Genomic DNA, 20,070 nt, shown 5'->3' on the forward strand with positions numbered 1-20,070 from the left:
TGAAACCCCGAATATCGGTCTTATTGCTTGTCGCCCAGCAGCGCCTCGGCGCTCTGTCTGATCTGCCTTCGCTCCCGCCGGCAGGCGTGGTGTATCAACTGCGGAATATCCAGCACCAGCGCGGGCTTGCCGTTGCCCAGGATGGTGGAGCCGCTGATGCCGCGCAGCGACTTGAACAACTCGCCCAGCGGCTTGATCACCGCCTGGACCTCGCCCATCAGCTTGTCCACCACGATGCCGGCCCGGTATTCGCCGTAATGGACGATCACGATGTATTCGGAATGGTCCGACGGCGGCAGGCCGAACAGCTCGCGCAAGGACACGAAGGGCAGCCAGTCGCCGCGCAGATTGATCTGGCGGGCATGGTGGCTCATCGCGCCGTCCGGCATGTCCACGCACTCGATCATCATGTCCAGCGGCATCACCAGCGCCGAATCGTTCACCTCCACCCGGAAGCCGTCGATGATGGCCAGCGTCAGCGGCAGCCGCAGGCGGAAGGTGGAGCCCATGCCTGGCTGGGACTGGATTTCTATCTCGCCGCGCAGCGCCTCGATATTGCGCTTGACCACGTCCATGCCGACGCCGCGGCCGGACAGGTCGCTGACTGCGTCGGCGGTGGAAAAGCCGGGCAGGAAAATCAGCTGCAGCGTTTCCTGGTCGCTCAACAGCCGGCCCTCGGCAATCAGTCCTCGCTCAATGGCCTTGGCCAACACTTTCTCGCGGTTGATGCCGCCGCCGTCGTCCTTGACCTCCACCACCACCGAACCGGCGTCGTGATAGGCGTTCAGCGTCACGGTGCCCTGCTCCGGCTTGCCGGCTGCCCGGCGCTTCTCCGCCGACTCCAGCCCGTGGTCAACCGCGTTGCGGACGATGTGCATCAAGGGATCGTTCAGCTTCTCCACCATGGACTTGTCGATCTCGGTGTCGCCTCCCTTGATTTCCAGCTGGATGGCCTTGCCCAGCTGTTTGGATACCTCGCGCACCATCCGCGGGAAGCGGCTGAATATCTCGTCCACCGGCACCATGCGCAGCGTCAGCGCGTCATCGCGTATGCTTTCCACCAGGGTGTTGATCACAGCCACGGATTCCAGCAACTCGCCGTCGCCGCGGCTCTGGGCGATCAGCTTGGTGCCCGCCGACGCGATCACCAGCTCGCCCACGCGGTTGATCAGCCGGTCCAGCTTGCTGGCCTCGATGCGGATATAGCTGTCGCCGCGTCCGCTTTTGGCCGGAACCGAGCCGGCCTGAGGCGCTTCCCGGGGCGCGGCAGCCGGCGCATCCGGCAATCCGGCATCCTCCACCGGATCCGTCACATCGCCGCTGCGCAGGCGATCCGCCTCGTCCGCGGTCAGCGCGCCGCGCACGGTCCAGCGCTGCAGTTGCTCCTCCAGCGGCTCGCCCAGCGCCTCCGCCTCGGCCAGATAGTCCGCCAGCGGCGCGCGCGGCGCCAGGATGCCGATATGGCTGTCCTCGGCGATGAATTCGAAAGTGTCGGCGATGCGCTGCCGGCCCTCGTCCGTTTCCAGCGCCAGATCGAAGCCGATGAAGCATTCGGTCACGTCCAGCAACTGCGGCGGCGGCCAGTTCCGCCAGACGGGGGTCACATCGCGCAAGACGCAGAAGCTGCCCAGATAGCGCAGGAAAGACAGCGGGTCGAAGCCGTGGCGGAAGGTGTCCGGGTGAAAGCGCAGCGATAGCTGCCAATACGGACTGCCCGTCTCGACATCGCCCGCGTCCGATCCCGTCTCCGCCGCCGCGGCCACCGCCTCCGCGCTCTCGGCCGGCGCCTCATTCGCCCGGCCCTCCTGATAGCGCTTCAAGCCGGCCAGCAAGGGTTCGCCTTCCGGCAGATCGCGCTGCGCCATCTCGTCGCTGACCGCGCTGGCGTCCAGCAGGCGGCGCAGATGGTCGTTGCAGGCCAGCAGCAGCGTGATCAGGTCGTCGCTCAGCGAAACCTGGCCGGAGCGCAGCCGCTCCAGCACGTTTTCCATCACATGCGCGAAGCGCACCAGCGCGTCCAGGCCGAAGATTCCGGCGGAGCCCTTGATGGTGTGCGCGGTACGGAACAGCAGATTGTAGGTTTCCTCTCCCGGCGGATAGGCGACCGGGTCCAGCAGCGCCGATTCCAACCCATCGCACAGCTCGCGCGACTCTTCGAAGAAAACCTCCTTGGCCTTGCTAAGATCCATCGACCGCCTCTCCTTGCCCATTCCCGCCCGGCGGCAGGAAGCCCAGCCATGCGCCCACTTCGTCCACCAAGGGGTTGCCAGCCGTGATCGCCACCGTTTTTTCCAGCCTGGCGGCTTCGGCCAGCATGATGCTCAGCAACTGCGCGCCGCAACCGTCCAGCTCCGTGATCCCGGACATATCCAGCTCCACCTGCTCGTGATTGAGCAGGCCGAGCAGCTCGTCCTGTATTTCTTCCGCGGTGAAAATGGTCAGCTCTCCGTCCAGCGCCGCCCGCGTCGTTCCGCCATCCTGTTGCAGCAGCAAGGCCATGGCGCGCTCCGGTTCAGGGCTGAATCAGCTTGGACACGGCATCCAACAGCTTGGCCGGGTCGAAAGGTTTGACGATCCAGGCCTTGGCGCCGGCCTCCTTGCCCTGCATCTTTTTGTCGTCGCTGCCTTCTGTGGTCAGCATGATCACTGGCAGAAAACGGGTGGCCGCCCCCTCCTTCAGCCGCTTGAGCAGGGTGATGCCGTCCATGCCCGGCATATTGACGTCGGAAATGACCAGATTGACGCGGACGCCGTTCAGCTTGGCCAGCGCGTCGTTGCCGTCGCAGGCCTCGATCACCTCGTAACCCGCCCCCTTGAGCGCGATGCTGACGGTGGCGCGGATGCTGGCGGCGTCGTCAACGATCAAAATGGATTTGCTGGGCATGAATCTCTCCGGGATAAGTCCGAAAAACTCGATCAAACATCAGAAGAAGTCGACATCCCCGCTCGACGCCGCGGGCTTTCCGCCGTCGCCGCCCTTATGAAGCGCGGCCTGCTCCAGCGTGGTGTAAGTGGATTCCAGGCGCTTGAGCCACTCCCGGGGCTCGATTCGGGGGCCTTTTTCCCCGCGCCGGCGCGCCTCGCGCACCGCCTCCAGATGAGTCAGCATGTGCTTCAGATCCTGCGCCACATGCTGGACGATCTGGCTGACCCGATCCTGAAACTGCAGGGCGATCAGCGAGGCGTGCAGCTCCTTTTCCACGCGAGAGCCTTCGGTCTGCATCCTCTGGTTGACCTGGGCCAGCCTTTCCGCGGCGGCGCTGAAGTCCCTAACCGAATCATCCAGCAGCCCAAGCGCGTTGTTGCCCCGGTCCGCGTCCTGCGCGCCCAGGCTGGTGGTGGTCTGGCGGGTCTGCTCCAGCGCGCCGTTGATCTCCACCACCTTTTCCGACATCTGCTTGCCGGTCTGCTCGGATTGCTGCGACAGTTTGCGCACCTCGTCCGCCACCACTGCGAAGCCCCGGCCGCTTTCGCCCGCGCGCGCGGCTTCTATGCTGGCATTCAAGGCCAGTAGATTGGTCTGGTTGGAGATGCGGCCGACCTGGTCCGCCATGCCCAGCAGTTCGCCTGAATAGGTGGAAAGACGGGAGACTTCTTCGATCAACTGCTGGCGGTGGCCGACGATCTCCGCCAGCACCGATGAAATTTCCTTGCTGCGCAGGCCGGCGTCCGCGACCATCTGCTCCAGACTGACGCTGCCGACGTCGTCCGAGGTTGAGCTCGCCGCCTGGATAGTGGCGTGCAGTCCATCCGCGATCCCGGTCAACGTGCCCGCCAGCTGATTGCCGCCGCTCACCGACTGCTCGATCACCAATTGCAGGTTGCCCTCCCAGCGCGCGATCACCTGCTGCAGCAACTCAAGGCTTTCGTCGTCATCCGCCGCAGGCGCCGCGGCGGACGCCTCTAGAAGCGCCTCGGGCGCGTCGCCCCCGCCCCAGGCCAACAGCAGCCCGCCGCCACCCAGCACGGGGATCAGCCAGCCCAGCCAAGGCGACACCCACACCAACGCCGCCATCGCCGCCAGGCTCAGCCCGGCGAAGATGAACAGCGGTTTGCTCCTGTTTCCCATTCAAACATGCCCCCGCCAATGAGGAATCTTATAGTCGGCGCCGCCCGTCGCGACCGGCGGGTGTGTGGTTTTACTTAAGTTGCCGCCGACAGGACTGTCAAGAAACCCGATGGAATTCAGGGCCCCTCGATCGAAACCAGGCGGCCGTAGCTGCCGTCCCGCTTCATCGTTTCCAGCGCGGCGTCGAAACGATCCCGCATGCCGGCCAGTTCAGGTTTGCGCGCGAAGGCGATGTAGCTGGGAATTTGCTCCACCGGCGGTTTCAGCTCGCGCACCAGCGCCTCGGCATGCTGCCGCCGGATGATGTCCCAGGCGCCCAGCCGGTTGCTGACCAGGATGTCGAAACGCCGCGCCAGCAGCTTGTCCAGGTTCTGCTCGCCGCTGGCGGCCATCTCCGCGATGCGAATGCCGCCCTGCCTCACCGCCGCGTCGAAGACCGCGCCGTAACTGACGGCCCTCACCGCGCCGAAGCGATAGCCGGCCAATTGGCTCAATCGGCCATCGAAACGGATCGGGGAATCCTGCAGCACGAACAGCGAAACCTCCTGCGGCATCAGCACCTGGCGGGAATAGTCCAGCCGGGCTTCGCGCTCGGCCGTCTTGTAAAGCGTGAAGACGGCGTCCGCCTGGCCCGACTCCGCCATCGCCAGCGAGCGTCCCCAGGGATAGACGCCGACGCGGACGGACCGCCCCATCCTGCGGAAGGCCTCGCGCACGACATCCACCGCGATGCCCCTCACCTCGGCCCCATCCTGGTACTGGTAAGGCGGGTATTGCAGCGTGACCAGCTCCAGCGGCCGCTCGCCGGCGGCAGCCAAGGCGGACAGCAGGCACAGCAAGACGAGCAAGCGGGACAAGATTCGCGCGCTCCATAAAGACAAAGAGGACGTCCCGATTCCGGAACGCCCTCTTTGGCGCAGAACCGGCCTGGACTCTTCAAGATAGTCCAGGCCTTCAGGCGGGTCAGATCAGATTCTGCTCAGCCACGTTCAGGTTGAGGTCTATCATCTGCTCGCTGCCGCCATTGTCCTTCAAGTCCAGCCGCGCGCACTCGATGGCGTCGAGATAGGCTTCGGTGATGTCGCCGGTGATGTATTGGCCATCGAAGCAGGAGCTCTCGAACAGGCCCAACTCGCGGTTGACGCTGCGCACCGCGTCCTGCAGCGCGTCCAGATCCTGGTAGATCACCACGTCGGCGCCGATTTCGCGCGCGATCTCCGCCTCGTCGCGGCCGGTGGCCAATAGCTCAGCCCGGGTGGGCATGTCGATGCCGTAGACATTGGGGAAACGCACCGCCGGCGCGGCCGAGGCGAAATAAACCTTCTTGGCGCCGGAATCCCGCGCCATCTGCACGATTTCCTTGGAGGTGGTGCCGCGGACGATGGAGTCGTCCACCAGCAGCACATTGCGGCCGGTAAATTCCAGCGGCACCGGATTCAGCTTCTGGCGCACCGACTTCCTGCGCACCGCCTGCCCCGGCATGATGAAGGTGCGGCCGATGTAGCGGTTCTTGATGAAGCCCTCGCGGTACGGTAGGCCCAGCGCGTTGGCCAGCTGCAGCGCGCTCTGGCGGCTGGAGTCGGGAATCGGGATCACCACATCGATGTCCAGCCCCGGCAGATCGCGGCGGATCTTCTCCGCCAGCATCTCGCCCATGTTCAGGCGGGACTGGTAGACCGACACGCCGTCGATCACCGAATCCGGACGGGCGAAGTACACGTACTCGAACAGGCAAGGCGCGAGGCGGGTGTTCTCGGCGCAGATCTGGCTGTGCATGTCGCCGTCGAAGGTCACGTACACGCACTCGCCGGGCTGCACGTCGCGCAGCAGGCTGAAGCCGGAGCAATCCAGCGCCACCGATTCCGACGCGAACATGTATTCGGTCTTGCCGTCGTTTTCGGTGCAGCCCATCACCAGCGGCCGGATGCCATTGGGGTCGCGGAAAGCCACCAGGCCGAAGCCGGCGATCATCGCCACCACCGCGTAGGCGCCCTTGACGCGACGATGCACGGCCTCGACCGCGCCGAACACCGCGTCCACCGTCAATTCGTGGCCCGTCACCCGTTGCGCCACTTCGTGGGCAAACACGTTCAGCAGCACTTCGGAGTCGGAATTGGTGTTGATGTGCCGCAGGTCGTTGCGGAACATGTCCGCCTTCAGCTCATCGGTATTGGTCAGGTTGCCGTTGTGCGCCAGCACGATGCCGAAGGGCGAGTTGACGTAGAACGGCTGGGCCTCCGCCAGGCAGGAAGCCGAGCCAGCCGTCGGATAGCGCACATGGGCGATGCCTGCGTTGCCCAACAACGAACGCATGTTGCGGGTGCGGAACACGTCGCGCACCATGCCGCTGCCCTTGTGCATGTGAAAGGTCTTGCCATTGGCGGTAACGATACCGGCCGCGTCCTGTCCGCGGTGTTGCAGCACCTGCAAACCGTCGTACAGCAGCTGATTGACCGGCGATTGACCGACCACGCCTAGAATTCCACACATCTTTAATGCCCTCTATCCCAACTTGCTGAAAAGGAAAAGCCCAAAAGAAAAAGGCGGAATCTTGAAGTAAAGATATCAAGATATTCCGCCTCTCTCGCCTAACTATCCGGCGGCAAGCCGCCGGGCGAGTCGTAGTGCAAATTGTCCGCCATCGTTGGCGGCAACCATGGCCTCAATGACAAGGCCAGAGATTCGAATGGCGCCGCGAGCACGGCGTTCCTCCACATAGGTTTCTGCGGTAGATTGCTCAAGCCGCCCAGCAGCACCAGCGCCGTCACCAGCACCATGCCCCGCGCCAGGCCGAACATGCCGCCCAGCAGCCGGTTGACCGCGCCCAGGCCTATGCTGTCCACCAGCCCGGTCAGCGTCACCCGCAGCAAGGCGGTGGCCAGCCACACCAGGAAGAAGACCAGCACGAAGCCCGCCACCATCCGCAAACCCTCGCCCTGCAGGCTGGCCGGCAGGAAAGCCATCGCCAGCGGCGAAAACTGCTTCGCGCACCAGAAGGCGATCAGCCACGAGCCCAGCGACAGCACTTCGGCGATCAGACCGCGCATCAGGGCCATCAGCACCGATCCGGCGATGATGGCTATTGCGATATAGTCGAACACGGTCATGGCGGCTACTTGTTGATAATGATGCCGTTGATGCCGGACTTGGCCAGTTTCTGCAGCGCGGCCTGCGCCTCAGCCTGGCTGGCGAACGGACCGACGCGGACGCGGGTCACCTCGCCCTTGCTGGTTTCCACCTTGGAGAAGTGGGCGGTCACGCCGATGGCGGACAGCTTGCCTCGCAGCGCGTCCACCTTGGCCGGATCGGACAAGGCCGCCAGCTGGATCACCGACTTGCCGTGGGCCGGCTCGGACTTGGACGGATGGCTGTCCGGATCGACGCGCCCTTCCAGGATGGCCGCCGGGTCCGCCTTGCGCGGTTTCTCGGCCTTTGGCTCTTCCTTGCGTTTTTCCGGTTTTGGCTCTGGTTTTGGCTTCGGTTCGGGTTTGGGTTCCGGCTTCGGCGCGGTTTCCGCCACGACCGGGGCCGGCTTCGCGGCGGGTTTGGCGGTTTCCGCCGGCGGCGGCGCGATGACGGAAGACAGGTTGGCCGGCAACTCGGTGGCGCCGGACGCGGGCGCCGGAACGGCGGCGTCCGCCACCGCCTGCGACGCGGCGGGCTTCGCAGCAGCGGCGGGCGCGGAAGCGGCCACCGGCGCGGACGCGCCGCCCATGATCTCGATGGACTCGGGCTTCATCTGCTGTTCCGGCAGATGGCCCACCACGTTCCACAAAACGACGGTGGCGATGGAAACCAGCACCACCGCGCCCACCAGGCGGCGGCGGGCGCGCTTTCTCAGCAATATCAGTTCATCGTGGCTGGACAGTGCCATGCATTCCTCAAACCGGGTGTCGCCGGGCCGCTTCCACTTCCGCTACGGTGTGGAATGATCCGAAAACGACGATTCTATCATTGTCGCCGGCCCGCGATAAGGCTGCCGACCACGCTTGGGCGACGGTATCGAATGCGGACACCGACGCGACGCCGGCATTTTTCAGCGCCGCGGCGATGGCTTCGCCGCTCTGGCCGCGCGGCAGGTCCAGCCCGGCGGCCAGCCAGTGGTCGAATTCGCCCTTCGCCAGTTCAACCACCGCCGCCATGTCCTTGTCGGCCAGCATCGAGAACACCGCGTAGCGGTTCTCCGCGTACGGCAGCTGCTTGAGCGCAGCCACCATCGCCTTGACCGCGTGCGGATTGTGGCCCACGTCCAGCACCACCGCCGGGCGGCCCGGCAGCACCTGGAAGCGGCCCGGCCACTCCACCTCCACCAGCCCCTGCTTGATCGCGCCTATGCCCACCGGCATCTTGTCGCGGATCGCCTCCAGCACGGCCAGGGCGCCGCAGGCGTTGACCATCTGGTAAGCGCCGCGCAGCGCCGGGATGGGCAGCGCGTGGCGGGCGTGGTCGCCGCAGCGGAACGACCACTGGTTGTCCATCCGGGTATAGCCGAAATCGCGGCCGTACAGCTTCAGCTCCGCGCCGATGGCCGCCGCGTGGTCCAGCAGCCGCTTGGGCGGCTCGGGATCGACGCAGATCGCCGGCTTGCCGGGGCGGTAGATGCCGGCCTTTTCAAAGCCGATGTCCTCGCGGTTGTCGCCCAGAATCGCCTGATGGTCCAGATCCACGCTGACGACGACGGAGACGTCCGGCTCGAAGATGTTGACCGCGTCCAGCCTGCCGCCCAGCCCCACTTCCAGGATGATCACGTCCACCTTTTCGGCGACGAAGCTGTGCACCGCGGCCAGGGTGCCGAACTCGAAATAGGTCAGCGTGGTGTCGCCGCGCGCGGCGTCTATCGCCTCGAAGCTGGCGATGATGCGCTCGTCGCTGGCCGGCTTCAGATCAATGGCGATGCGTTCGTTGTAGCGCAGGATGTGCGGCGAGGTATACGCGCCGACCTTGAAGCCGGCGGCGCGGAAAATGCTGGACAGCATCGCGCAGGTGGAACCCTTGCCGTTGGTGCCGGCAACCATGATCACCGGACAGGCGGGCTTGAGACCCATCGCGTCGCGCACTCGGGACACGCGGGCCAGGCCCATGTCTATCACGGCGCCATGCAGGCTTTCCTGCCAGCTCAGCCAGTCGTCCAGCGTCTTTCTCATCGTCATCGGTGGGTTTCCGTCTCTTCTTCAGGCTGCGGCGGATGGAACCACAGCAGGTAAACTCTGAGCAGGCGGCGCGCTTCGGCGCCGGCCGAATCCGGCCACAGCATCACGCTGCGGCGCCTGCCGTCCTGCCTGGCGCTCAGCACCGTCAGCAGCGGCGTGACAAAACAATCGTCCTGCACCTCCGCCTCGCGCCGCTCACCGCCGCGGCATAGGAACAAGCGGCCGCGCGGATCGATTTCCAGCCGCTCCGGCGAGTCGCCCCGCAGCCATCCGTCGGACCTCAGCGCGCGCCGGGCCAGCCAGGCGGCGGCCGGCACGCTGATCAGATAAGCCGCCGGCAGGTGCCAGGCCACGACGGCCGCGTAGGCGGCGAAAACGGCCGACACCAGAACCAGCCACCACCGCGACGGCCGCAGCGGCACCGAGAAGGGTTGCAGCAGCGGCCGTTCGCGCATGGGCTTTACAGCTCGCTGGCCGGGCTGTTGGTGATGTCGTCGTCGACGCTGTCGATCACCGTGGAATGGATTTCCACATCGAACCACTCCCAGAACGCCTTCAGCGACAAATCCTTGGGCCACAGGGCTTCGTCCTCGTCCCAGGACGCGAGTTCCATCTTGAACAGCTGTTCGCTGATCTCGTCGATGTGGGCGACGCCCTCTTCCGGCTCGATGAACTCCGGCAGCAGGATGGCGGTGCAATCGCTGCGCAGGCTGTCCAGCGACAGGTCGATCATGTCGGTGTCCGGCAGCTGGTTCAGCCAATCCAGGAACGGTTGCTTCGGTTTGATCACGGCAACGGCGCGGTCGACGAAATACATGGCGGGACCTTTCGGACAAATGTTGATTCGGCGCGCATTGTATCAGCCCCGAAGCCGCCAGGCGACCCGTCCGCCGGCAGGGCCATCGTGTTAAACTGGCCGGTATTTTCCCATCTAGCAAGACACACAGAACATGGCCCTGATTACCGTCGAGAAGGCATGCCTCGCCTTCGGACACCACGCGCTGCTGGACAACGTAGACTTCGCCCTGGAACCGGGCGAGGCGGTCGGCCTGATCGGCCGCAACGGCGCGGGCAAGTCGTCGCTGCTGAAAGGCATCGCCGGCGCGGTGCAGCTGGACGACGGCCGCATCAACACCAAGGGCGACGTCAAGGTCGCCTACGTGCCGCAGGAACCGGAATTCAACCCCAAGCACACTGTCTTCGAGGCGGTGGCCGAGGGCCTGGGCGAATTGAAGGCGCTGCTGACCGAATACCATCACGTCACCCAGCAGCTGACACAGGCCGACGCCGACCACGAACAGGCGCTGGCGCGGATGGAAACCATCCAGCACGAGCTGGAGGCCCGCGGCGGCTGGCAGTTCGACGCGCTGATCTCGTCCACGCTGAGCCATCTGGGCCTGGACGCCGACGCGCGCATCTCGGCGCTGTCCGGAGGCTGGAAAAAACGGGTGGCGCTGGCGCGCGCGCTGGCGTCCAAGCCGGACGTGCTGCTGCTGGACGAGCCGACCAACCACCTGGACGTTTCCGCCATCGAATGGCTGGAAAGCCTGATCAAAGGCTTCTCCGGCAGCGTGCTGCTGATCACCCACGACCGCCGCTTCCTCGACAACGTCGCCACCCGCATCATCGAACTCGACCGCGGCATCCTGCGCAGCTACCCGGGCAGCTTCTCCGCCTACCAAACCCGCAAGGCCGAAGAGCTGGCCATCGAAGAAGAGCAAAATCGCGTGTTCGACAAATTCCACGCCCAGGAAGAAGTGTGGATCCGCAAGGGCATCGAGGCGCGCCGCACCCGCAACGAAGGCCGCGTGCGCCGGCTGGAGGCGATCCGCCGCGAGCGGTCCACCCGCCGCGAACGCGTCGGCAAGGTGAACTTCCAGTTGGACGCCGGCGAGCGCTCCGGCAAGCTGGTCGCCGAGCTGGAGCATGTCGGCAAGGGCTTCGGCGGCAGGCAGCTGATCCGCGACTTCACCAGCCGCATTCTGCGCGGCGACAAGATCGGCCTGATCGGGCCCAACGGCGCCGGCAAGACCACGCTGCTCAAACTGATCCTGGGCGAGCTCGAGCCCGACTCCGGCTCGGTCAAGCAAGGCACCAAGCTCGAAATCGCCTACTTCGACCAGTTCCGCGAGCAGCTGGACGAGGAAATGAGCGTGGCCGACGTGATCAGCCAAGGCAACGACTTCGTCGAGATCGGCGGCGTGAAGAAACACGTGATGAGCTATCTGGAAGACTTCCTGTTCTCGCCGCAGCGCGCCAGGAGCCCGGTGCGCTCGCTGTCCGGCGGCGAACGCAACCGCCTGTTGCTGGCCCGCCTGTTCACCCGTCCGGCCAATGTGCTGGTGCTGGACGAGCCGACCAACGACCTCGACATCGACACGCTGGAATTGCTGGAAGACGTGATCGCCCAGTACGCGGGCACCGTGTTCCTGGTCAGCCACGACCGCGCCTTCCTCGACAACGTGGTCACCCAGGTGATCGCCTTCGAGGGCGAAGGCCGGCTGGAAGAGTATCCGGGCGGCTACCAGGACTGGCTGGACGCCAAGAAACGCATGGCCGAGTTCACTACCGCTGAAAAGGCCAAGGAGACCGCTCAGGCCCCCGCGCCCGCGCGCCAGGACAAGCCCAAGGCCGCGCGCAACAAGCTGTCCTACAACGAAACCCGCGAGCTGGCGGCGCTGCCGGACCAGATCAGCGCGCTGGAGACGGAGCAGGCCGAGTTGAACCAGCGCCTGCTCGATCCCAACTGCTACCGCGACACGCCCAAGGAAGCCATCGCCTGGCAACAGCGCATTGAGGAAATCGACGAGCTGCTGCTGGAACAGCTGGCCCGTTGGGAAGATCTGGAGCAACGCGGCGGCTAAGCCCAGCCCGTTGGGCTTGGCGGCGCTTTGCCGCCCGGCCGCGGATGGGCTACACCGGAAGGAGCAGAGGCGACGCCCGGACTCCATCCAGCCTCCCGCGCCGGCCGCGGCCTGCGTCGCCAAGACCCAACCAGACACGGGGCGGAGGACATGTGGCGCCACTCGAGAGCCGAAAACCGCGGCATGGGCAAGGCTGGCGGCTCGCGGCAGCGCTGGCGATGACCGTCGGCGCCGCGCAGGCGGCGCCGCTCGCTTGCGCGTCCGATGTGGATTTTCCGCCGTATGTGTTCACCTCGTCGTCCGGCTTCGCCGGCGGCGCCCAGGATACCGGGCTCGCCATCAACGTGCTGCAGCGCGCGCTGAGGCGGGCGGGACGCGAACCGGCGGTCATCGAAAGACTGCCGTGGAAACGTTGCCGCGAAATGGTCGCCCACGGCCAGATCGACATCGCCATCGACGTCCCCTCCCGCGAGCTAGACGAGAAACGCTTTCTGGCCACCGACGCCTACGCCGAAGTCCATCACCTGTATTTCTATTCCGCCAGAAAGCACCCGGAGGGCGCGCCGCTGCGCGCGCTGTCCGACCTCAAGCGCTATACCGTGTGCGGCCTGTTCGGCAACCGCCTGGACACCTTCGGCATCGACCCCTCGCGCCAGGACATCGGCTCGAAAAACGAACGCAGCGCGATCGCCAAGGTCACCGAAGGCCGCTGCGACGTCTTCATCGAAATCCGCGAAGTGGTCGACAGCCTGTCGGAACGCGATGCCACGCTGCGCGACCTGTTCAACGGGCCGGCGCTCCGTCGCGCCGACCTGCCCGGCGACACGCCCACCGGCCTGCACTTCGAGTTCAGCCGCGCGTCGAAAGACGGCCGCGCGCTGCAGCAGTCGTTCAACGCCACCATCCGCGATCTGATCCGCAACAATGAAATGACCCGGATGATGCCGTGAGGCCGATCACTTGAGCGGTTTGCCGAACACCGTTTTCGAGGCGACCGGCATTAGTTGGTCGACATTGCGGCTGGTGGCCACCAGGATGGGCACCAGGATCTCCTTGGCCGGCGGATGGCCGCGCAGATGTGAAACCAGCGCGCCGGCGGCGGAGCCGCCCATCAGATAAGGTTGCTGCATGCCCACGGCGACCAAGGCGTCGCTCTTGAGCAGGCGGACGACGTCCGGCATCGCGTCGAAGGAAACCAGCATCACCTGTTTTTCCTTGCCCACCTCCCGTATTGCCCGCATCGCCCCGTCCACCGGTTGGTCCGTTTCGATGAAGAAACCCCGCGCCGCCGGATGCACTGCCAGCATTTCCTTGACGTAGCGGTAAGTCTCCTCGGCGGAGTAGTCCTTCATCTGCCGCAGCACGATCTCCCGCGGAAAGCCGGCGTCCTTCATCGCGTCGCGGAATCCATTGGTGCGGTCCTGGCCGTTTTTCCGCGACAATTCGATGGTGACCATGCCGTAGGCGCCGCTGCTCCAGTTACGCGCCTTCATCGCCTTTGCCAGCTCCGCGCCCACATCGTATGCGCCGCGGTAGTTGTCCGATTTGACGAAGCTGACGTAATCCCCACCGCTGGTGCCGATATCGGCGATGGCTACCGGAATGCCGGCCCGACGCGCCAGGGTGAGAGCTTCCTCCGCCGATTTGCTGTTGGTCGGGGAAATCACGATGCCCGCGACGTGGCGGTCGATGGCCTGGCGGACGTTGTTCAACTGCATCTCCGCGCTGAGCTTGCTGTCCAGCTCCGAAAACGCGTAGCCGTTCGCCTCCGCCACCGCCTTCACGCCCTTGCCGACCGTATCCCAGAATGGCAGATCCGCCTTGGCGGTGATGTAGGCGATTTCAGCGGACAGGGCATGCAGCGGGGCGAGTCCGATGAAGATCGCCAATGCCCGCGGCAAGGCGCGGCGCATCAGCGACGCGATCCTCAAAACGATTGTGGAGACCGTTACAATATTCATGCCGCATCCCCCGCTGGAGAGATTTCGAATCGAGTTTCCATTTTAGCCGGGCGGCCGCGATGTCCATGGGAAATCACGGGCGGCCCCGCGCCGCCATGCCCGCCGGCGCGCCATTCTTTCCGCATCCGCCATCCGCCGGCCATAAGCGGATTTGCTTCCGCATTTACACTGGGACGCGGGCCCGCGCCCCGACGCGCGCTATACTGCCCCCAAAGCAGCCCTTCCCGCGCCGCGCGCGGGGGCAAGACGAATCGCCGCGGCGCGCGATGCGAGGGGGACAGACCCTCCGCGGCATGGAAACAACAGGAGTCCAAGCGACAATGGAAGACACCCAGCTGAATGACGACGGCGCAAGCCGCCGCCGCCTGCTTCAAGGCGCTGCGCTGGCGGGCCTGGCGGCCCTGCTCGCCGCCTGCGGCACCACGCCGGTGAAAACCAGCCAGCAGCGCCCGCGCCCAGGCAAGCCTGGCGGCGACACCTCGCTGTCCAACATCACCGCCGACGGCAATGGCCGCGAAATCCTGCTGTATACGATAGGCCTGCTGGACGGCGGCTATCAGTTCGGCGGCAGCAATCCGGAAGCGGGGCTCGATTGCAGCGGCATGGTCAGCTACATCTACCAGAACGCCGTCGGCATCCGCCTGCCGCACAACGCCGCGCAGATCGCCGGCATCGCGCGGCCGATATCCGACAACCAGATGCAGGTCGGCGACCTGGTGTTCTTCAACACCATGAACCGGCCGTTCTCGCACATGGGCATCTTCATCGGCGACGGCAAGTTCGTCCACGCGCCGCGCACCAACAGCACCATACGCGTCGCGCGGCTGGACAACGTCTACTTCGCGCCGCGCTACCAAGGCGCGCGCACCGTGCTGCGCGCCTGATTACCGGGCCGCCTCCCGGCGGCCTCGCCATCCCCCCAACAAAAAAATTTCTCCTTGCCGGGAATAATCGGCGGCATCCCTGCGTATACCCCTTGCAAGCGCGGACCAAACGTCCCGCTTTCCTACCACACGACCAGGAGCCATCGATGAAACGCACCCTGTTGCTAGGCGGCATGCTCGCCGCGCTCGCCGCCGCGCAGATCCAGGCCGCGCCGTCCCCGATATCGACCCGCGAAGGCGCGCTGACCGACCCCGCCGGCATGACGCTCTATGTTTTCACGAAAGACCAGGCCGGAAACGGCCGCAGCGCCTGCAACGGCGCATGCGCGGCATTGTGGCCGCCGCTGGCCGCCGAAGCGGACGCCCAGCCGGAAGGCGATCTGGGCCTGATTGCCCGCGACGACGGCTCGCGGCAATGGTCGTGGCGCGGCAAGCCGCTCTACCGCTTCACCCAGGACCTCGCGCCCGGCGAGCGCAAGGGCGACAACTTCAAGCAACTCTGGCAAGTCGCCCGTCCCTGACCCCCTCTGACAAACCAGGAAAACCAGCATGCGAAAAACCGCCTCCCTTTTGGCCGCCTCCGCGCTGTGGGCGCTTGCGCAAATCTCAACCGCCGCCCAGGCTTTCGATCCGGACATCCGCAACAACACGCTGGCGGTCAGCCCCGATGAAAGCCTGGCGATAGCCGGCAATAGCCAGACAGCCGAGCTGAAGGTATACGACCTGGCGCAAGGACGGCTCAAGGCCGCGCTGCCCGGCTTCATCACCCCGCGCAACATCGTGTTCGCGCCAGATGGACGCCGCTTTTACGTCACCGACAGCAGCAAAGGCCTGCTGGAGCGATGGAATGCTGGCACGCTGACGCTGGAGGCCAGCCTGGCCCTGGGCCCCGGCGCCTTCGGCAGCGCCATCGACCGCCAGGGCGCCCGCCTCTATATCAACAATCAGGCATCCAATACCGTCAGCGTGGTCGATTTGAATGCCTGGCGGGTCAGCAAGGTGATCACCGGTTTCTCCGGTCCGCGCCAGGGCGTCAAGCTGTCGCCGGACGGCGCCGAGCTCTACGTCACCAACTTCCGCAGCGACAAGCTGAGCGTGGTGGACACCTCGTCCCTGTCCGTGCTCCGGGAGATCGGCGGCTTCAACAAGATACGCGCGATTTCGATCTCCGCCGACGGCGGCACCCTGTACGCGGCCAACAGCGGCGACGACACCCTGGCCAAGGTGGATACCCGGTCCGGCAAGATCACGGCCACCGTCGCCGTAGGCCGCGAGCCCTATGGCGCCGCTCTGCGCCCCGACGGCAAAGTCCTGTACTCTGGCAATTTGAAGAGCGATTCGCTCACCGAGGTCGCCTTGCCGGCATTCCGGCCGGCCGCGCAGATCGGCGGCTTGTCCGGCCCGCGCCAAGCCATCTCATTCAGCAAGGACAGCCGCAAGGCCTGGGTGCTGAACGAAGACCTGAGCGTAGCGGAACTCGACTTGGCGACGCGCCGGATCACCAGGGAGCTCAAGCCATCGGCGAATTAGAACCGGAGCGGCAGTTTCATCGACTGCTGCTGGACAACCTCGCCCGGCTGCGCCGCTACGCCCGCGTGCTGGAGCGTAACGCGGCGCACGCTGACGACCTGGTCCAGGACACGCTGGAATCGGCCTGGCGCAACTGGCGGCAATGGCGGCCAGGCTCCGACATCCGCCCCTGGTTGTTCGGCATCATGCACAACCGGCACGTGGACCATGTCCGGCGAAGCCGCCCGCCTTGCGAGCTATCCGGCGAAGAGTGGACGCAACTGGCCGTCCCGCCCGCCCATGAGCGGGAACTCCGGCTGCGCGACCTCGACCGCGCCATCGCGCGGCTGCCCGAGGAGCAAAGAGAGGTCCTGCTCCTGGTGGCGGTGGAAGAGATGCGCTACCAGGATGTTGCCAAAACGCTGGGACTGGCGGTGGGCACCGTGATGTCGCGCCTGCACCGGGGACGGGAGCGGCTGCGGCAATTGATGGTTGAATATGGAGGCGCAGAGCCATGACCGAACCGAACGAGGAAATGCTGCAAGCCTATCTCGACGGCGAATTGCCTCCGCAACAGGCGGCGGAACTGGAAGCGTGGCTGGAGAAGCACCCCGATGCCGCCCAGCGGCTGGGCCAATGGCGCGGCCAGGACGACGCGCTGCGCGAGCTGTGGGCGCTGGCTGAGCGCGAGCCCATGCCCAGCCGGCTGCTGGCCGCGGCTAGGCCGCCCGCCAGTCGCTACTCTCCGCCGTGGCTGAGCCAGGCCATGGCCGCCGGGCTGGTGTTCGCGCTGGGCCTGGGCGGCGGCTGGTACGGACGGCAAGCCTACCAGGCCGAACCGCCCGCGCAGATCGCAAGCCAGGCGATGGACAGCCTGCCGCGCCAAGCCGCGATGGCGCACGTGGTCTACAGCCCGGACATCCAGCGTCCGGTCGAGATCGGCGCGGACCAGGAAACGCAAATGGTCGCCTGGCTTTCGCGCCGCATGCGCAGCCCGATCACGCCTCCACGGCTGGCCCAGGCCGGCTATGAGCTGATAGGCGGGCGCCTGCTGCCCGGCGAACAAGGCCCGGTGGCCCAACTGATGTACCACGACGCCTCCGGACAGCGGGTGACGCTCTATGTGGCCAACGGCGCCCGGCCGCAAGCGGAGCAAGGCTTCCACTTCGCCAGCCAGGGGCCGGTCAACGTCTATTACTGGTGGGAGCGCGGCCGCGGCTACGCCTTGTCGGCCGGCATGCCGCGCGGCAAATTGGCCGAGTTGGCGGCGCTGGCGCAACGGCAGCTGGCGGGCGGCTGAGCCGCTGGCAAAGCCCAGCCGAGCATCCGGGCTTGGGCGCGCCGACGCAGGCTGCGACAAGCCGGCGCAATGCAACGTCAGGAAGGAGGCCAGCCGCGCGGCCGGGCCGATGTAACTCGCGCCCGGCTGTGCTAAGCTGGCCCATCCACAATGCATCGCCACGCGACACCGATGAAACTGAAATTCAGCAAGATGCACGGCCTCGGCAACGACTTCATGGTCATCGACGGCGTGCGCCAGGCCGTGTCCCTCGCCCCTGAGCAGATTCGCCTGCTCGGCAACCGCCAGCTGGGCATCGGCTTCGATCAGCTGCTGCTGGTGGAGCCGGCGCGCGAAGCGGGCCACGACTTCCGCTACCGCATCTTCAACAACGACGGCGGCGAAGTCGAGCAATGCGGCAACGGCGCGCGCTGTTTCGCCAAATTCGTCCGCGACCAGGGCCTGACCGGCAAGACCCGGATCGAAGTGGAAACCGCGCGCGGCGTGATCGCGCCGGAATACCTGGGCGACGGCCTGGCCCGCGTCGACATGGGCGTGCCGCGCTTCTCACCCGCCGACCTTCCCTTCCTGGCCGACGCCGAAGCGCCGGCCTACACCCTGCCGCTTGGCGACCGCGCCTGCGAGATCGGCATCGCGTCGATGGGCAATCCGCACGCGGTGCAACTGGTGGATGACGTGGACGCCGCGCCGGTGGCCGAAATCGGCCCGCGCATCGAGAGCCATCCCGCGTTTCCACAACGGGTGAACGCCGGTTTCATGCAGATCGTCAACCGCGGCGAAATCCGCCTGCGCGTCTACGAGCGCGGCGCCGGCGAGACGCTGGCCTGCGGCACCGGCGCCTGCGCGGCGGTGGCCTGCGGCATCCGCTGGGGCCTGCTGGACGCCCGCGTCACCGTGCACGCGCGCGGCGGCGACATCGTGATCGAATGGGCCGGCGAAGGCAGCCCGGTGATCATGACCGGCCCGGCCGTCACCGTTTTCCAGGGCGAAATCGAACTTTAACCCCCGCCGCCACACCAACCCATTTCCGCATCCCGATAAGGAAAGGACAAGGCAGATGCACAGCGAACAAGTCCTGGCGTTTCTCGACGAGCATCCCGACTTCCTGCAGCAGCACGCCGCGCGCTACAGCCTGCAGGCCACGCCGCAGAACGGCGAGCGCGTGATCTCCTTCGTCGAGCGCCAGATGCTGGAGCTGAAGGACCAGAACCGCCAGCTGGAGGCCCAGCTGCAGCAGCTGATCGAACGCGGCCAGGACAATGACCTCCTGCTGGCCCGGCTGCACCGCCTGACGCTGGCCCTGCTGGCCGCGCGCGGCCCCGGCGAGCTGATCGCCGAGCTGAAAGGCAAGCTGCGCCAGGAATTCCAGCTGGACCGCGCCGCGCTGAAACTGTGGCACCCCGCCGCCGAGAAGGACGCCGAGCATTACAACGCCCGCAGCGAAGTGCAGGGCCTGGCCCGCAATCTGGTCGCGCCGTATTGCGGGCCCTACGTCAACGACGAGGTGCTGAGCTGGTTCCCCCCCACGCCGGTGCTGCAATCTTTCGCCCAAGTGGCGTTGAAAGATGCCGGCGGCCAGCCCTTCGGCATCCTGGTGCTGGCCAGCGACGACTCCCAGCGTTTCACCTTTGACATGCACACCCAGTACCTGGCCCAGATCGGCGAGCTGGTATCCGCCGCGCTGCTGTCGGCGCTGGAGGCTGCATGACGGCGACGCCTGTCGGAATTCTGCTGCTGCTCGTTCTCATCCTGTTTTCGCTGCACATGGCCTGGCGGCTGGTCCACAGCCGCGACGGCACCGCCGTCGCCTGTTTCCTGGCCGCCTATCTGATATTGGCCGCTTTGCTGGACCACCATCCGGAGCCGGTATCGATCGAGCCTCTGGTCCTGCCGCTGTTCTATCCCTACGCCTGGCTGGGCATCGCCGCGGCGATGTGGGCGGCGGTCCACATGCGCGTGGGCCGGCGCGCCTGGCGCTTCCCGGGCCGCGACCTGCGGCTGGCGGCGCTGTGCTCCAGCCAGCTGGCGCTGCACCTAGGCGTGATGGCGCTGTCGCCATGGCTGGAATGGCGGCCGATGGCCGCCTATGTGCTGGTGTCGCCGCTGGTCGCCGTCATCAGCTATCTCGTCTACCGGCTGCAGTTGATGGAAATGCGCCGACGCGCCGACTGCGAGACCTCCTGGATCTTCTGGGGCGGGCTGTGCCTGATCCTGCCGGTCGCGCTGGCCTGGCTGACGGTGCGCGTGATGCCGCTGCTGCTGTACCTGACCTAGCCCGACCGGCTATCGGCCATAAAAAAGGCGGCGCTAAAAAGCGCCGCCTTGTCGTTTTG

General features: G+C 66.0%; 22 protein-coding genes. 10 read left to right on the forward strand and 12 right to left on the reverse strand.

What is annotated here, in order from left to right; all coding sequences use genetic code 11:
• Nucleotides 1–20: 20 nt before the first annotated feature.
• From ACX17K_RS02285 to ACX17K_RS02335, 11 genes are all read right to left on the reverse strand, one after another.
• Nucleotides 21–2,189 (reverse strand): chemotaxis protein CheA, encoded by a 2,169-nt coding sequence (locus tag ACX17K_RS02285; protein ID WP_493773511.1) that lies wholly within the window; start codon nt 2,187–2,189, stop codon nt 21–23.
• Entirely contained in the window at nt 2,179–2,499 is a 321-nt protein-coding gene (locus ACX17K_RS02290) for an STAS domain-containing protein (RefSeq protein ID WP_493773512.1), read from the reverse strand. Before ACX17K_RS02290 ends, ACX17K_RS02285 begins: the two co-directional genes overlap by 11 nt.
• Nucleotides 2,500–2,512: 13 nt before the next feature.
• A complete protein-coding gene (locus tag ACX17K_RS02295) occupies nt 2,513–2,884 on the reverse strand; it encodes a response regulator (protein WP_021479097.1) in 372 nt (123 codons plus the stop codon).
• A gap of 39 nt (nt 2,885–2,923) precedes the next feature.
• Complete coding sequence (locus ACX17K_RS02300) at nt 2,924–4,069, reverse strand: methyl-accepting chemotaxis protein (RefSeq protein ID WP_493773513.1); 1,146 nt, start codon at nt 4,067–4,069, stop codon at nt 2,924–2,926.
• A 116-nt stretch (nt 4,070–4,185) separates the two neighbouring features.
• On the reverse strand, nt 4,186–4,926 hold the full coding sequence (locus ACX17K_RS02305; protein WP_493773514.1) for a substrate-binding periplasmic protein: 741 nt from the start codon (nt 4,924–4,926) through the stop codon (nt 4,186–4,188).
• Between the two features lie 106 nt (nt 4,927–5,032).
• Entirely contained in the window at nt 5,033–6,559 is a 1,527-nt protein-coding gene (purF, locus tag ACX17K_RS02310; protein WP_493773515.1) for an amidophosphoribosyltransferase, read from the reverse strand.
• Between the two features lie 98 nt (nt 6,560–6,657).
• Entirely contained in the window at nt 6,658–7,176 is a 519-nt protein-coding gene (locus ACX17K_RS02315; protein ID WP_493773516.1) for a CvpA family protein, read from the reverse strand.
• A gap of 5 nt (nt 7,177–7,181) precedes the next feature.
• A complete protein-coding gene (locus ACX17K_RS02320; RefSeq protein WP_493773517.1) occupies nt 7,182–7,943 on the reverse strand; it encodes an SPOR domain-containing protein in 762 nt (253 codons plus the stop codon).
• 7 nt (nt 7,944–7,950) lie between these two features.
• Nucleotides 7,951–9,219: a bifunctional tetrahydrofolate synthase/dihydrofolate synthase gene (folC, locus tag ACX17K_RS02325; protein WP_493773518.1), complete on the reverse strand. Its 1,269-nt coding sequence runs from the start codon at nt 9,217–9,219 to the stop codon at nt 7,951–7,953.
• Nucleotides 9,216–9,674, reverse strand: coding sequence for a protein YgfX (locus ACX17K_RS02330; RefSeq protein ID WP_493773519.1), 459 nt, complete (start codon nt 9,672–9,674; stop codon nt 9,216–9,218). Before ACX17K_RS02330 ends, folC begins: the two co-directional genes overlap by 4 nt.
• 5 nt (nt 9,675–9,679) lie before the next feature.
• The gene (locus ACX17K_RS02335) at nt 9,680–10,036 is read right to left on the reverse strand and encodes a hypothetical protein (RefSeq protein ID WP_231163548.1); all 357 of its coding nucleotides are present in this window, start codon (nt 10,034–10,036) and stop codon (nt 9,680–9,682) included.
• Between the two features lie 133 nt (nt 10,037–10,169).
• Between ACX17K_RS02335 and ACX17K_RS02340 the strand changes: the two genes are divergently transcribed.
• Together ACX17K_RS02340 and ACX17K_RS02345 are read left to right on the forward strand one after the other, a co-directional pair.
• A complete protein-coding gene (locus tag ACX17K_RS02340; RefSeq protein ID WP_493773520.1) occupies nt 10,170–12,083 on the forward strand; it encodes an ATP-binding cassette domain-containing protein in 1,914 nt (637 codons plus the stop codon).
• Nucleotides 12,084–12,301: 218 nt separating this feature from the next.
• Nucleotides 12,302–13,033 carry a substrate-binding periplasmic protein gene (locus ACX17K_RS02345; protein ID WP_493773521.1) on the forward strand — a complete coding sequence of 244 codons (732 nt, stop codon included), beginning with the start codon at nt 12,302–12,304 and terminating at the stop codon, nt 13,031–13,033.
• Nucleotides 13,034–13,039: 6 nt separating this feature from the next.
• Here the strand turns inward: ACX17K_RS02345 and ACX17K_RS02350 are convergent, their stop codons facing one another.
• On the reverse strand, nt 13,040–14,044 hold the full coding sequence (locus ACX17K_RS02350) for a substrate-binding domain-containing protein (RefSeq protein WP_493773522.1): 1,005 nt from the start codon (nt 14,042–14,044) through the stop codon (nt 13,040–13,042).
• A 320-nt stretch (nt 14,045–14,364) separates the two neighbouring features.
• Here ACX17K_RS02350 and ACX17K_RS02355 point away from each other — a divergent pair, with 320 nt between their 5' ends.
• The 8 genes from ACX17K_RS02355 to ACX17K_RS02390 all read left to right on the forward strand — a co-directional run bounded on the left by ACX17K_RS02355 (nt 14,365) and on the right by ACX17K_RS02390 (nt 20,011).
• Nucleotides 14,365–14,928 (forward strand): C40 family peptidase, encoded by a 564-nt coding sequence (locus ACX17K_RS02355; protein ID WP_231163544.1) that lies wholly within the window; start codon nt 14,365–14,367, stop codon nt 14,926–14,928.
• Nucleotides 14,929–15,074: 146 nt separating this feature from the next.
• Nucleotides 15,075–15,449: a COG4315 family predicted lipoprotein gene (locus ACX17K_RS02360; protein WP_493773523.1), complete on the forward strand. Its 375-nt coding sequence runs from the start codon at nt 15,075–15,077 to the stop codon at nt 15,447–15,449.
• A gap of 28 nt (nt 15,450–15,477) precedes the next feature.
• Nucleotides 15,478–16,458: a YncE family protein gene (locus ACX17K_RS02365; RefSeq protein ID WP_493773524.1), complete on the forward strand. Its 981-nt coding sequence runs from the start codon at nt 15,478–15,480 to the stop codon at nt 16,456–16,458.
• Nucleotides 16,459–16,484: 26 nt separating this feature from the next.
• Complete coding sequence (locus ACX17K_RS02370) at nt 16,485–16,955, forward strand: sigma-70 family RNA polymerase sigma factor (protein ID WP_493773602.1); 471 nt, start codon at nt 16,485–16,487, stop codon at nt 16,953–16,955.
• Nucleotides 16,952–17,737: an anti-sigma factor family protein gene (locus ACX17K_RS02375; RefSeq protein WP_493773525.1), complete on the forward strand. Its 786-nt coding sequence runs from the start codon at nt 16,952–16,954 to the stop codon at nt 17,735–17,737. Before ACX17K_RS02370 ends, ACX17K_RS02375 begins: the two co-directional genes overlap by 4 nt.
• 171 nt (nt 17,738–17,908) lie before the next feature.
• Entirely contained in the window at nt 17,909–18,739 is an 831-nt protein-coding gene (gene dapF / locus ACX17K_RS02380; RefSeq protein ID WP_493773526.1) for a diaminopimelate epimerase, read from the forward strand.
• Nucleotides 18,740–18,794: 55 nt separating this feature from the next.
• A complete protein-coding gene (locus ACX17K_RS02385; protein ID WP_231163539.1) occupies nt 18,795–19,445 on the forward strand; it encodes a DUF484 family protein in 651 nt (216 codons plus the stop codon).
• On the forward strand, nt 19,442–20,011 hold the full coding sequence (locus ACX17K_RS02390; protein WP_493773527.1) for a hypothetical protein: 570 nt from the start codon (nt 19,442–19,444) through the stop codon (nt 20,009–20,011). Before ACX17K_RS02385 ends, ACX17K_RS02390 begins: the two co-directional genes overlap by 4 nt.
• Nucleotides 20,012–20,070 lie beyond the last annotated feature (59 nt).

Source organism: Chromobacterium sp. INPA-IVC, assembly GCF_059047085.1.